The organism is Vibrio gazogenes (genome assembly GCF_002196515.1).
Taxonomy (GTDB): Bacteria; Pseudomonadota; Gammaproteobacteria; order Enterobacterales; family Vibrionaceae; genus Vibrio; species Vibrio gazogenes_A.
Map to the genome: position 1 here is coordinate 1,918,757 of NZ_CP018835.1, position 13,461 is coordinate 1,932,217.

A 13,461-nucleotide genomic window follows, 5' to 3' on the forward strand; every position below is an offset into this window, starting at 1 on the left:
AATAACCTCATTTTACTGGGACAGATAACGGTGTCTTATCATTTACATCATCGATACCATCACTCATATCTTGGCTGGTGCTTCCCTGATGAATCATTTCGTTATAATAGCTGTCTGTCACTTTATATCTGAACATCAAAAGCCCCATAATCAAATGGAAGATACCGGGAATCAGGGTGAGCATTAAAGCAATCCCTGTCAGTGTAAAACTGGACTGTGCCTGATTTGGTGCATAATCAAAAAAGGTCAGTAACCACCCGACAATCGCACCGGCAATCCCCATTCCAAATTTTTGACAAAATGAAATACCGCCAAACGATAAGCCAGAGACGCGCTGACCTAATTTAAATTCACCATAATCGACGGCTTCTGCAATCGCAGACCAGAATATCGGAGCATGCAAATCAACAATAAAGGACAACAGAAAATAGAGAATAAAAGCGAGAGCAAAGTCAGACGGCCCGACAGAAAAATAGAGAATAGCACTCAAAATCATCACAGCGATCTGACTGTAGCGGAATAGTTTAACCTTACAGTAGTATTTGGTTATCCAAGTGGATGCCACCATCGCCAGAATCGCAGCGACAACCCCTGTCGCGAGGAATGCCGATATCGTCCCGGCATCTCCCCCCAAATAATACTTGGCATAATACGCGGCAACAGAGCCTCGTACGGTGTAGCCGACCGTACCGGTGATACAAACCATACATAAGATAACCCACTGATCATTACTGATAAGAGATTTCAGTTGTTGGGTAAATGGTTTGCTTTCTATGACATAGTCGATACGTTCTGTGGTCGTAAAATAGCAAAATAAGAACAGTAGTGTCCCCATCAAAGCCATCAATCCCATCGCATACTGATAGCCCAATTGAATATTTTCACTGCCCCACTTCTCAGAGAGTAAGGGAACGATAATCGTCACCATAAATGCAGCAATTTTGGCAAAGAACAGTCGATATCCATTGGCTGATAGCTTTTCTTTCGGATCATCGGTAAGCACACTAATTAAAGAAATATATGGAATCGTGACAGCGGTAAACATCACCGTCACAAAAATATAGGTCGCATAGGCATATGCTAATTTCCCGTTGTAATCCAAATCTGGCGTACTAAAGGTTAAGAACACCGAAATACCAAAGGGAATCGATAAAAACAGCATGTAAGGACGATAGCGCCCCCAACGGGTATTCACTTTATCTGTAATCATCCCCATGATTGGGTCAGTTACAGCATCAATCAAACGAACGACAATGAATAATATCGCCAGATCACTGGCTTTTATGCCAAAGATATCGGTATAAAAAAATGTGATGATAAGCATCATTGATGATATCACCACATTAACAGCCATATCTCCTGAGCCAAATCCAACTTTCTCAAGAACTGAGAGTTTGAACTTATACATAGTAATAGACCTCGTTCAGATAGAAATAAAAATCAGGTATCTTCTTAATTTCGACCTGAATTATTATCTGAACAATGAATACTATCAGTTGCATAATATGCAAATTCTATAAATCAGCTAATATGTCCATCGATATAGCTATTCTTACTAAAACGATTGTTTTTATATCATTATTGTTATTGAGACCTTGTTCACACCTTCAATAAGAACGGCTCTTTAAAGCAAATCAGCTGCCTTTTTAGTCGTCAGCTAAAACGACTAAACTATTCTTTCTCAACGTAAAAAACCCCAGTATTCCGACTAAGGCTCAATATTGGGGCATCACAATATGATCTTGAAAACCAACCGACCAAACACATCTCTCAGTCGTAGGAAAAACAATAGGAATCGGTCTTTACATCAGATACAAAAAAACCCTGACATCGCTATCAGGGTTTCAAAATAAGTGGCTATTTCTTTACAGATAAGTAGACGGGACTCGAACCCACGATTGCCTCACGCCAGCGTGACAGGCCGCCGTTTTTAAAAAGAAGGCTAACCAACTGAACGACCGTGCCACTTGGACTGTTGATGAAACAATAGGAATCGGTCTTTACGCCAGATACAAAAAAACCTTGGTATCACGACCAAGGTTTCAAAATAAGTGGCAATTTCTTTACGGACAAGCGGACGGGACTCGAACCCGCGATGGCCTCACGCCAGCGTGACAGGCCGCCGTTTTTAAAAAGAAGGCTAACCCACTGAACGACCGCGCCACTTGGACTGTCGATGAAACAATAGGAATCGGTCTTTACGCCAGATACAAAAAAACCTTGGTATCACGACCAAGGTTTCAAAATAAGTGCCCATCTCTTTACGGACAAGCGGACGGGACTCGAACCCGCGATTGCCTCACGGCAGCGTGACAGGCCGCCGTTTTTAAAAAGAAGGCTAACCCACTGAACGACCGCGCCACTTGGACTGTTGATGAGACGTAAGAATGGGGCTCTATTCGCCAGATACAAAAAAACCTTGGTATCACGACCAAGGTTTCAAATAAGTGGCGGAGCGGACGGGACTCGAACCCGCGACCCCCGGCGTGACAGGCCGGTATTCTAACCAACTGAACTACCGCTCCACTCAATTTTTTACCAAATAAAGTCTTATTGATTAGATGCTTTATTTAGTTTTGCCTTCAGATTTTTCAAAATCTGAAAACAAGGAAGTAAGCCTGGCGATGTCCTACTCTCACATGGGGAGACCCCACACTACCATCGGCGCTGTTTCGTTTCACGTCTGAGTTCGGCATGGAATCAGGTGGGTCCAAAACGCTATCGTCGCCAAGCAAATTCTTTCAATTCGAAAAGCTGATTCTCTCTACACAATCAAGTCTCTTATGAGCCCTAAAACCCCTTCGGTGTTGTATGGTTAAGTCTCACGGGCAATTAGTACAGGTTAGCTCAACGCCTCACAGCGCTTACACACCCTGCCTATCAACGTTCTAGTCTCGAACAACCCTTCAGGACGCTTTAAGCGCCAGGGAGAACTCATCTCAAGGCTCGCTTCCCGCTTAGATGCTTTCAGCGGTTATCGATTCCGAACTTAGCTACCGGGCAATGCGATTGGCATCACAACCCGAACACCAGAGGTTCGTCCACTCCGGTCCTCTCGTACTAGGAGCAGCCCCTTTCAATTCTCCAACGCCCACGGCAGATAGGGACCGAACTGTCTCACGACGTTCTAAACCCAGCTCGCGTACCACTTTAAATGGCGAACAGCCATACCCTTGGGACCGACTTCAGCCCCAGGATGTGATGAGCCGACATCGAGGTGCCAAACACCGCCGTCGATATGAACTCTTGGGCGGTATCAGCCTGTTATCCCCGGAGTACCTTTTATCCGTTGAGCGATGGCCCTTCCATTCAGAACCACCGGATCACTATGACCTGCTTTCGCACCTGCTCGAGCCGTCACTCTCGCAGTTAAGCGGGCTTATGCCATTGCACTAACCTCACGATGTCCAACCGTGATTAGCCCACCTTCGTGCTCCTCCGTTACTCTTTGGGAGGAGACCGCCCCAGTCAAACTACCCACCAGGCACTGTCCTCACCCCGGATAACGGGGCCAAGTTAGAACATCAAACATACAAGGGTGGTATTTCAAGGTCGGCTCCACAATCACTAGCGTGACTGCTTCAAAGCCTCCCACCTATCCTACACATGTAGGCTCAATGTTCAGTGCCAAGCTGTAGTAAAGGTTCACGGGGTCTTTCCGTCTAGCCGCGGGTACACTGCATCTTCACAGCGATTTCAATTTCACTGAGTCTCGGGTGGAGACAGCGTGGCCATCATTACGCCATTCGTGCAGGTCGGAACTTACCCGACAAGGAATTTCGCTACCTTAGGACCGTTATAGTTACGGCCGCCGTTTACCGGGGCTTCGATCAAGAGCTTCGACCTAAGTCTAACCCCATCAATTAACCTTCCGGCACCGGGCAGGCGTCACACCGTATACGTCATCTTACGATTTTGCACAGTGCTGTGTTTTTAATAAACAGTTGCAGCCACCTGGTATCTGCGACTCTCAATAGCTCCATCCGCGAGGGACTTCACCGTCAAGAGCGTACCTTCTCCCGAAGTTACGGTACCATTTTGCCTAGTTCCTTCACCCGAGTTCTCTCAAGCGCCTTGGTATTCTCTACCCGACCACCTGTGTCGGTTTGGGGTACGATTTCTTGTGAACTGAAGCTTAGAGGCTTTTCCCGGAAGCATGGCATCAATGACTTCACATCCGTAGATGCTCGACATCGTGTCTCAGCCTATTGTGGGACCGGATTTGCCTAATCCCACAGCCTACGCACTTGAACCTGGACGACCGTCGCCAGGCCCACCTAGCCTTCTCCGTCCCCCCATCGCATTCACAACAAGTACGGGAATATTAACCCGTTTCCCATCGACTACGCTTTTCAGCCTCGCCTTAGGGGTCGACTTACCCTGCCCCGATTAACGTTGGACAGGAACCCTTGGTCTTCCGGCGGGGAGGTTTTTCACCCCCCTTGTCGTTACTCATGTCAGCATTCGCACTTCTGATACCTCCAGCATGCTTTACAACACACCTTCAACGGCTTACAGAACGCTCCCCTACCCAATGCGATAAATCGCATTGCCGCAGCTTCGGTTTACAGCTTAGCCCCGTTACATCTTCCGCGCAGGCCGACTCGACTAGTGAGCTATTACGCTTTCTTTAAATGATGGCTGCTTCTAAGCCAACATCCTAGCTGTCTGAGCCTTCCCACATCGTTTCCCACTTAGCTGTAATTTGGGACCTTAGCTGGCGGTCTGGGTTGTTTCCCTCTCCACGACGGACGTTAGCACCCGCCGTGTGTCTCCCGGATAGTACTTACTGGTATTCGGAGTTTGCAAAGGGTTGGTAAGTCGGGATGACCCCCTAGCCTTAACAGTGCTCTACCCCCAGTAGTATTCGTCCGAGGCGCTACCTAAATAGCTTTCGGGGAGAACCAGCTATCTCCGAGTTTGATTGGCCTTTCACCCCTAGCCACAAGTCATCCGCTAATTTTTCAACATTAGTCGGTTCGGTCCTCCAGTTGATGTTACTCAACCTTCAACCTGCCCATGGCTAGATCACTCGGTTTCGGGTCTATATCCAGAGACTAAACGCGCAGTTAACACTCGCTTTCGCTACGGCTCCCCTAATCGGTTAACCTTGCCACTGAATATAAGTCGCTGACCCATTATACAAAAGGTACGCAGTCACACCACGAAGGTGCTCCTACTGCTTGTACGTACACGGTTTCAGGTTCTATTTCACTCCCCTCACAGGGGTTCTTTTCGCCTTTCCCTCACGGTACTGGTTCACTATCGGTCAGTCAGGAGTATTTAGCCTTGGAGGATGGTCCCCCCATCTTCAGACAGGATATCACGTGTCCCGCCTTACTCGTTTTCACTTAAACAACGCCTTCGGTTACGGGGCTATCACCCTCTATCGCGTGCCTTTCCAGACACTTCACCTAACGCTGTAAAAGCTTAAGGGCTACTCCGATTTCGCTCGCCGCTACTTTCGGAATCTCGGTTGATTTCTTTTCCTCGGGGTACTTAGATGTTTCAGTTCTCCCGGTTCGCCTCATCAGGCTATGTATTCACCTGATGATACATGCTGCTGCATGTGGGTTTCCCCATTCGGAAATCGTAGACTCAAGTGGCTCTTACTGCCTCATCTACGCTTATCGCAAGTTAGTACGTCCTTCATCGCCTCTGACTGCCAAGGCATCCACCGTGTACGCTTAGTCACTTAACCATACAACCCGAAGAAGTTTCGAGCTGCATTATCAGCAACCTAGGTGTCTCTCATTATTTTACATGAGTGAGAGACTGGTTTTGCCGGACTCAATTGAATAGACACTAAATCGTGTCATTCCAAGAACACTTGATTGTGTTGGTCTTTCTCTTTCGAGAAAGGATTGAGAACTTTTACAAATAATCGTCTGTTTCCAAAGAAACACACATTATTTTGTCAGCTTTCCAAATTGTTAAAGAGCAAAGTGCAATACTTGTTACTTCAAGCAACACTTTCTAATGACTTTCAGCGCCACAAAATCGAACCACATCGGTTAAAACCGCTGGTTTGAGTTGTCGAGCCAAAAATAGTTAGAAAGTGGTGGGCGATACCGGGTTCGAACCAGTGACCCCCTGCTTGTAAGGCAGGTGCTCTCCCAACTGAGCTAATCGCCCACTTTCAGGCGTTTCCTCAAACAGGAGGAAAATGGTGGGTCGTACAGGATTCGAACCTGTGACCAATTGGTTAAAAGCCAACTGCTCTACCAGCTGAGCTAACGACCCAGACTTCACTAGGGAAGTGGTATCCCGTAGGGGAGTCGAACCCCTGTTACCGCCGTGAAAGGGCGGTGTCCTAGGCCTCTAGACGAACGGGACAATGCACTCTACATAAACCAAATCAATCTGTGTGGACACTCATCTCAAATATCTTTTCGTAAGGAGGTGATCCAGCGCCAGGTTCCCCTAGCGCTACCTTGTTACGACTTCACCCCAGTCATGAACCACAAAGTGGCAAGCGTCCTCCCGAAGGTTAAACTACCTGCTTCTTTTGCAGCCCACTCCCATGGTGTGACGGGCGGTGTGTACAAGGCCCGGGAACGTATTCACCGTGGCATTCTGATCCACGATTACTAGCGATTCCGACTTCATGGAGTCGAGTTGCAGACTCCAATCCGGACTACGACGTACTTTTTGGGATTCGCTCACTTTCGCAAGTTGGCCGCCCTCTGTATACGCCATTGTAGCACGTGTGTAGCCCTACTCGTAAGGGCCATGATGACTTGACGTCGTCCCCACCTTCCTCCGGTTTATCACCGGCAGTCTCCCTGAAGTTCCCACCCGAAGTGCTGGCAATCAAGGATAAGGGTTGCGCTCGTTGCGGGACTTAACCCAACATTTCACAACACGAGCTGACGACAGCCATGCAGCACCTGTCTCAGAGCTCCCGAAGGCACACCAGAATCTCTTCCGGCTTCTCTGGATGTCAAGAGTAGGTAAGGTTCTTCGCGTTGCATCGAATTAAACCACATGCTCCACCGCTTGTGCGGGCCCCCGTCAATTCATTTGAGTTTTAATCTTGCGACCGTACTCCCCAGGCGGTCTACTTAACGCGTTAGCTCCGAAAGCCACGGCTCAAGGCCACAACCTCCAAGTAGACATCGTTTACGGCGTGGACTACCAGGGTATCTAATCCTGTTTGCTCCCCACGCTTTCGCATCTGAGTGTCAGTATCTGTCCAGGGGGCCGCCTTCGCCACCGGTATTCCTTCAGATCTCTACGCATTTCACCGCTACACCTGAAATTCTACCCCCCTCTACAGTACTCTAGCCTCCCAGTTTCAAATGCAACTCCGGGGTTAAGCCCCGGGCTTTCACATCTGACTTAAAAAACCACCTGCATGCGCTTTACGCCCAGTAATTCCGATTAACGCTCGCACCCTCCGTATTACCGCGGCTGCTGGCACGGAGTTAGCCGGTGCTTCTTCTGCAGCTAACGTCAAAATGTAACTCTATTAAAGCTACACCCTTCCTCACTGCTGAAAGTACTTTACAACCCGAAGGCCTTCTTCATACACGCGGCATGGCTGCATCAGGCTTGCGCCCATTGTGCAATATTCCCCACTGCTGCCTCCCGTAGGAGTCTGGACCGTGTCTCAGTTCCAGTGTGGCTGATCATCCTCTCAGACCAGCTAGAGATCGTCGCCTTGGTGAGCCCTTACCTCACCAACTAGCTAATCCCACCTGGGCATATCCCGACGCGAGAGGCCCGAAGGTCCCCCTCTTTGGTCCGTAGACATTATGCGGTATTAGCCATCGTTTCCAATGGTTATCCCCCACATCAGGGCAATTTCCCAGGCTTTACTCACCCGTCCGCCGCTCGTCAGCAAAGAAGCAAGCTTCTTTCTGTTACCGCTCGACTTGCATGTGTTAGGCCTGCCGCCAGCGTTCAATCTGAGCCATGATCAAACTCTTCAATTAAAGTTTTTGTGACACCGAAGTGTCGGCTCAATGAATACTGCTTTTCGTCTCCGCTTTTTAAAAAAGCAGAAGCAAAAAGTGACATTACATAAGTAATGTTGAATTGACTGTGCTCTTGTCAGATTACAGTAAACTGCTTTCCAACTTGATATTGGTCACTCGATTCATTGATAAAATCTTATTGGATATTTATCGACGAGTGCCCACACAGATTGATTGGTCTATATTGTTAAAGAGCGATTCTTCAAAACGTTCTCCGTTCGAAGAGGCGGTCATTCTAGCGAGATAAATCTTGGTGTCAAACACTTTTTTCAGATTTATTTTTCGGTGAAGACCGGACTGATACAGACGGGGATTTCTCTCCGCTATCCCGTGTCAGCGAGGGGCATTATAGGCATCGCCTTTCGATTGGCAAGCCTTTTTTGCAAGTTTTTTTAAAACAACGATGAACACACCTGTTTATGGGTATATTTCACTCAATCAGCTTGTTTTATCTACAAATTTTTAAATGCTTGTGCAAAAATTTCAACTTTATTCCAGTTTGTATATTCGACTTCTTTTGATGTATCGGTTTCACCACCGGTCATCTTCATGATGAAGCGAATCATGAACCGATCAAAAAAACGATATTTTGGATAACGTAATGCCCCTGCAAATACACCGATCATTTGAGGGTGCCAGAGAGATTTACGTAAAAACGTCTGAATGTAAGCACTCCCTTCCGGTGTGTCCTTTTTCTGATCTTCTTTTCGCGCGGTTAAGTTGACACAAATAAAAGCGGCTTTTGATTCATCCAACTGTTGATGATGATGATCGATAAATTGATAAAGTGCTTTGTTCAATCGACCGTAGCGAATCGAAGCACCGACTAATACTTTATCGTAAAGCGCCAAATTGAGTTTTGGATTCAGATGTAAATCAACATACTCACACTGATAGCCTTCAAGCTGTGCAATGATATGTTCAACAATTTTTTTGGTCTGCCCTTCTCGGGTTGAATACAGACAGAGAACTTTTTTCACAAGTATCCCTCTTAATTACGCCAAAATGCAGGTGTGAATAGAACAAGCAGTGTAAAGATTTCTAATCGTCCAAATAGCATCGAAATAATCAGAATCCACTTTGCTTTATCATTAATATCACCAAAGTGGACAGCGACTTCTCCCAGCCCCGGACCAAGGTTATTGAGTGTCGCTGCAACAGCCGAAAAAGCACTTAATTCTTCCATCCCTGTCGCGATTAAAGCCAACATACATAAAACGAAAACCAGCGTATAGGTAGAAAAGAACCCCCATACGGCATCAATAACTCGTGGAGACAAGGCTTTATCTCCGAGCTTAATCGGATAAATAGCCCGAGGATGGACAAGACGTTTCATCTCTCGCCCACCTTGCAAGGTCAACAGCAGAATCCGAATCACTTTCAACCCACCGCCCGTGGACCCTGCACACCCGCCAATAAATGAAGAGAAGAGCAACAATACCGGTAAAAAAAGTGGCCAATCCGAAAACCCCGTGGTCGTGAATCCGGCAGTGGTTGAAACGGAGACACTCTGGAATAGTGCTTTATCAAACACTTCAGCGACTGAACCGGATTGCTGATGAATCAGTAAAACGGAAAAACAAGTGACAAACAGGATCGCCTGAATAAACAAAAATGTTCTGAATTCGTAATCTTTCCAGTAGAGCTTGGGATGGATACCGCCGGAAGCAAAGGCCGCATAATGCAACGTAAAATTACAAGAAGAGATCAGCAGGAAAACAACCGTTATCAGGTTAATCGCCTGACTATTGAAATACCCCATACTGGCATCATGCGTAGAAAACCCACCGATCGCTATCGTAGAGAAACTATGGCATATCGCATCAAAGAGGGTCATCCCCGCGAGCCAATACAGAAAAGCGCAGATGACCGTGATTCCTAAATAGATATACCAAAGCGCTTTTGCGGTTTCGGCAATCCGTGGTGTCACTTTCGTGTCTTTCACGGGACCGGGTATTTCAGCCCGATAGAGCTGCATCCCACCGATTCCAAGAACAGGGAGAATTGCAACAGCTAGAACAATGATTCCCATCCCACCGAACCACTGTAGAAACTGTCGATAGAACAAAATGGCTTTAGGAAGCTCATCTAAGCCGACGATGACGGTCGCTCCGGTGGTTGTCAGGGCAGAAAAAGATTCAAAAAAAGAATCCGTCAAAGAAATATTCGGATTCTCCGAAATAAAAAATGGAATCGCCCCGGCACTCCCAATCACGGTCCAAAATAAAACAACAATCAAAAAACCATCACGAGATTTTAATTCATGTTTATGATTCCGATTCGGAAACCAAATAACAGCACCGCAAAGGAGCAAGGCGAAAAAAGTCGTCACAAATGAGACGCCGGCACCATCACGATAGATCAAAGCCACCAGCGCAGGCGCCAGCATAGAAACACTGAATAAGGCAAGGAGTAATCCGACGATACGGATAATAGAACGAAATTGCATGATGGTATGGTTGATTCTGACCTTAGTTGATTAGTTCATCATCTGAACTCACAAGAACTCTTGCACTACTTTTATTGGTTATCACTTGTATAAACTCATCCATATATCGAATTTCAATCTCAATCGTGATAACAACCCGCTGAAGGTACTGTGCTTCTAGCTCCTGAGCACCAAATTGCTGAATAACGGATTGAGCCAAAGGAATCAACCCATAGTCTAGCGCCAAGTTTAATCTCTTGGTGATTTTTTTTTCGATAGTTTGAAGTTGCTTAAGCGCTTGCTGAACACCACCACCATAAGCTTTAACTAATCCACCAGTTCCCAGCTTAATACCACCATAGTAACGAACAACTACCGCGGTAATTTCTCCGATGTGCGCCCCCGACAACTGCGCTAAAATCGGCTTTCCTGCCGTTCCGGATGGTTCACCATCATCACTAAATCCCCATTTCATTGAATCTTCCGGTCGTCCGGCGACAAAAGCCCAACAATGATGTCTGGCATCAGGGTACTGATGTTTAATCTGCTCAATAAAGCCCTTGGATGATTCAATCCCCGGCGTATGCTGAAGAAAAGTCATAAACAGACTTTTCTTGATCTCTTCTTCATAACGGACCGGAATTGCCGGAACTGCATAAGGCTGATCATTCATTCAATATTCAGAATCACATCAAATCAGAGAATTGCCACAGTCTAGCACGACCATAAAGAAAAGTGCTGCGGATCTAAAAAAACGGAATTTATCTTTCCATTTATTGCAGTTATCTCGACTTATGACCACACTTTTCGAATACTAAAAAAGTCATCGTACCAGTTGACTTAGGACAAATGCATGTCAGGAGATAATTCATGATTTTTCAATCAAAGACATTGCAGGTAAAGGAAATAGAAGGTGGTATCCTTGAGCTGCAGTTTTGCACACCTCAGTCGGTCAATACCCTTGATACGACAACGTTGGGCTATCTGGATAAAGCATTGGATACAATCCAAGACTTTCCGGGACTTAAAGGCTTAGTACTGACATCCGATAAAGACAGTTTCATTGTCGGTGCCGATATCAATGAGTTTTTAAGCTTGTTCCAATATCCAAGTGATGAGTTGGAGCAATGGCTTCACTATGCCAACCAAATATTCTGTAAACTTGAAGATCTGCCGGTACCGACAGTTTCAGCACTACGCGGATATGCCCTTGGGGGTGGATGTGAGTGTGTACTCGCAACCGATTTTCGTGTTGCAGCGCGATCAACAAAAATAGGCTTACCCGAAACAAGGCTCGGAATTATGCCCGGATTTGGCGGCTGTGTTCGTCTGCCAAGGTTAGTGGGTGCAGATAACGCCTTAGAAGCGATTGTTCAGGCTAAGATATTTAATGCTGAACATGCCCTATCCATCGGGTTGGTCGATGCGATCACAACCGAAGAAGCACTTTTCGAAACAGCAAAAAGAACGCTGGATGATGCCATTCACTGTCGGATTGACTGGAAAAAAATACGTCAGGAAAAATGTGCACCACTTTCTTTATCACCCGTCGAAAGCTTGATGGTCTTTTCTACAGCCAAGGGAATGACTCACCAAAAAGTGAGCACTCACTACATGGCACCTTTCTTGGCGATTGAGACCATTGAATCTTCAGCCACTCTGCACCGAGATGAAGCGCTCAATATTGAACGGAAGAACTTTGTCACACTCGCGAAATCAGATCAGGCAACCGCTCTGGTCAGTATTTATCTCAATGATCAATATATTAAAGGTCTCGCTAAAAAAGCCAAACAGTCACTTACCCATGCCACCAACCATAGTGCAGTGATTGGTGCTGGCGTGATGGGTGGCGGTATCGCTTATCAGTCCGCAATAAAAGGCATCCCAGCCGTTTTAAAAGATATCGTTCCTGACTCTCTAAAATTGGGAATGGATCATACGACCCAATTGTTAGAGCAAGGCGTTAAGAGAGGCAAACTGTCCCCGAGAGATATGGCCAACACGCTTGCATCGATTCGCCCGACACTCAACTATACCGGTATAGAAGAAGTCGATATCGTGGTTGAAGCCGTGGTTGAAAACCCTAAAATCAAATCGTCAGTCCTGAAAGAGCTGGAAGAAAAAGTCTCGCCAGATACCATTCTGACGTCAAACACCTCGACAATTCCGATTACCCAATTAGCTGCCGAACTCTCAAGACCTGAAAAATTCTGTGGCATGCATTTTTTCAATCCGGTGCATAAAATGCCGCTGGTTGAAATTATCCGCGGTAAAGAAACCAGTGAAGAAACGATTTCGGCTGTGGTTGCTTTTGCAGCTCAGATGGGAAAATCGCCTATTGTCGTCAACGATTGCCCCGGATTTTTTGTCAATCGCGTTCTGTTTCCTTATTTTCTGGGCTTTTGTCAGTTACTTGATGAAGGATATGACTTCGTCCAGATTGATAAAATCATGGAAAAAGATTTTGGTTGGCCAATGGGGCCGGCCTACTTGCTTGATGTCGTCGGTATCGACATTGCGTATCACGCTCAGCAAGTGATTTGCCAAGCTTATCCCGAAAGGATGAAAGCATCCTCGGATAACATTATTACCCGACTTTATGAGGCGAAGAAATTCGGTCAGAAAACCGGTGAAGGCTTCTATCAGTACCATACGGATAAACGGGGCAAAAGCCAGAAGGTTTTATCACCGGATATTTATCCGCTTGTCTATGCATCGGAAGAGCCACTACCAGTGACGGATAAGCAAATGATTATGGATCGCATGATGATTCCGATGATGAATGAAGTGATTCTCTGTATGGAAGAAGAGATTGTCTTCTCACCCGCAGAAGCAGACATTGCTCTCGTATACGGGCTCGGTTTCCCGCCATTCAGAGGCGGTGTTTGTCGCTATCTGGATACCATTGGTATTGCACAATATATTCAAACTGCTCAGTCATACCAGCGTTTAGGAGAACTCTATCAGGTTCCGAAATCTCTCGAAGTTATGGTTCGTGAGGCCAGGGTTTTCTATCCTATCCACCATGAAAAATCAGCATCAGAGAGAGGGTAA

Annotated in this window: 5 protein-coding genes, 4 tRNA genes and 3 rRNA genes; 1 reads left to right on the forward strand and 11 read right to left on the reverse strand. The window is 46.3% G+C overall.

The window, feature by feature from the left end; translation table 11 throughout:
* Positions 1 to 7: 7 nt before the first annotated feature.
* The 11 genes from BSQ33_RS08625 to BSQ33_RS08675 form a co-directional block, all read right to left on the reverse strand.
* Positions 8 to 1,327: an MFS transporter gene (locus BSQ33_RS08625; RefSeq protein ID WP_232471914.1), complete on the reverse strand. Its 1,320-nt coding sequence runs from the start codon at positions 1,325 to 1,327 to the stop codon at positions 8 to 10.
* A 1,121-nt stretch (positions 1,328 to 2,448) separates the two neighbouring features.
* Positions 2,449 to 2,525: transfer RNA gene (locus tag BSQ33_RS08630), tRNA-Asp, on the reverse strand.
* A 91-nt stretch (positions 2,526 to 2,616) separates the two neighbouring features.
* Positions 2,617 to 2,732, reverse strand: a 5S ribosomal RNA gene (rrf, locus tag BSQ33_RS08635).
* Positions 2,733 to 2,811: 79 nt separating this feature from the next.
* Positions 2,812 to 5,701 (reverse strand): 23S ribosomal RNA (locus BSQ33_RS08640).
* A gap of 358 nt (positions 5,702 to 6,059) precedes the next feature.
* A tRNA-Val gene (locus tag BSQ33_RS08645) sits at positions 6,060 to 6,135 on the reverse strand.
* 32 nt (positions 6,136 to 6,167) lie between these two features.
* Positions 6,168 to 6,243 (reverse strand) — tRNA-Lys (locus BSQ33_RS08650).
* 17 nt (positions 6,244 to 6,260) lie between these two features.
* A tRNA-Glu gene (locus tag BSQ33_RS08655) sits at positions 6,261 to 6,336 on the reverse strand.
* A 59-nt stretch (positions 6,337 to 6,395) separates the two neighbouring features.
* A 16S ribosomal RNA gene (locus tag BSQ33_RS08660) occupies positions 6,396 to 7,937 on the reverse strand.
* The 16S, 23S and 5S rRNA genes sit together here with 4 tRNA genes alongside, the layout of an rRNA operon.
* A 494-nt stretch (positions 7,938 to 8,431) precedes the next feature.
* Entirely contained in the window at positions 8,432 to 8,959 is a 528-nt protein-coding gene (gene hemG / locus BSQ33_RS08665; RefSeq protein WP_021021394.1) for a menaquinone-dependent protoporphyrinogen IX dehydrogenase, read from the reverse strand.
* 11 nt (positions 8,960 to 8,970) lie between these two features.
* On the reverse strand, positions 8,971 to 10,428 hold the full coding sequence (locus BSQ33_RS08670) for a TrkH family potassium uptake protein (protein ID WP_021021395.1): 1,458 nt from the start codon (positions 10,426 to 10,428) through the stop codon (positions 8,971 to 8,973).
* Positions 10,429 to 10,450: 22 nt separating this feature from the next.
* On the reverse strand, positions 10,451 to 11,080 hold the full coding sequence (locus BSQ33_RS08675) for a YigZ family protein (protein WP_088133864.1): 630 nt from the start codon (positions 11,078 to 11,080) through the stop codon (positions 10,451 to 10,453).
* A gap of 197 nt (positions 11,081 to 11,277) precedes the next feature.
* On the opposite strand from BSQ33_RS08675, the gene fadB reads away from it, so the two are divergent.
* Complete coding sequence (fadB, locus tag BSQ33_RS08680; RefSeq protein ID WP_088133865.1) at positions 11,278 to 13,461, forward strand: fatty acid oxidation complex subunit alpha FadB; 2,184 nt, start codon at positions 11,278 to 11,280, stop codon at positions 13,459 to 13,461.

What these genes read in the sequence shown, in the direction of transcription:
- BSQ33_RS08675 (WP_088133864.1), bottom strand. Translation starts at nt 11,080, where the DNA reads ATGAATGATCAGCCTTATGCAGTTCCGGCAATTCCGGTCCGTTATGAA.
- fadB (WP_088133865.1), top strand. Translation starts at nt 11,278, where the DNA reads ATGATTTTTCAATCAAAGACATTGCAGGTAAAGGAAATAGAAGGTGGT.
- BSQ33_RS08625 (WP_232471914.1), bottom strand. Translation starts at nt 1,327, where the DNA reads ATGATGCTTATCATCACATTTTTTTATACCGATATCTTTGGCATAAAA.
- BSQ33_RS08670 (WP_021021395.1), bottom strand. Translation starts at nt 10,428, where the DNA reads ATGCAATTTCGTTCTATTATCCGTATCGTCGGATTACTCCTTGCCTTA.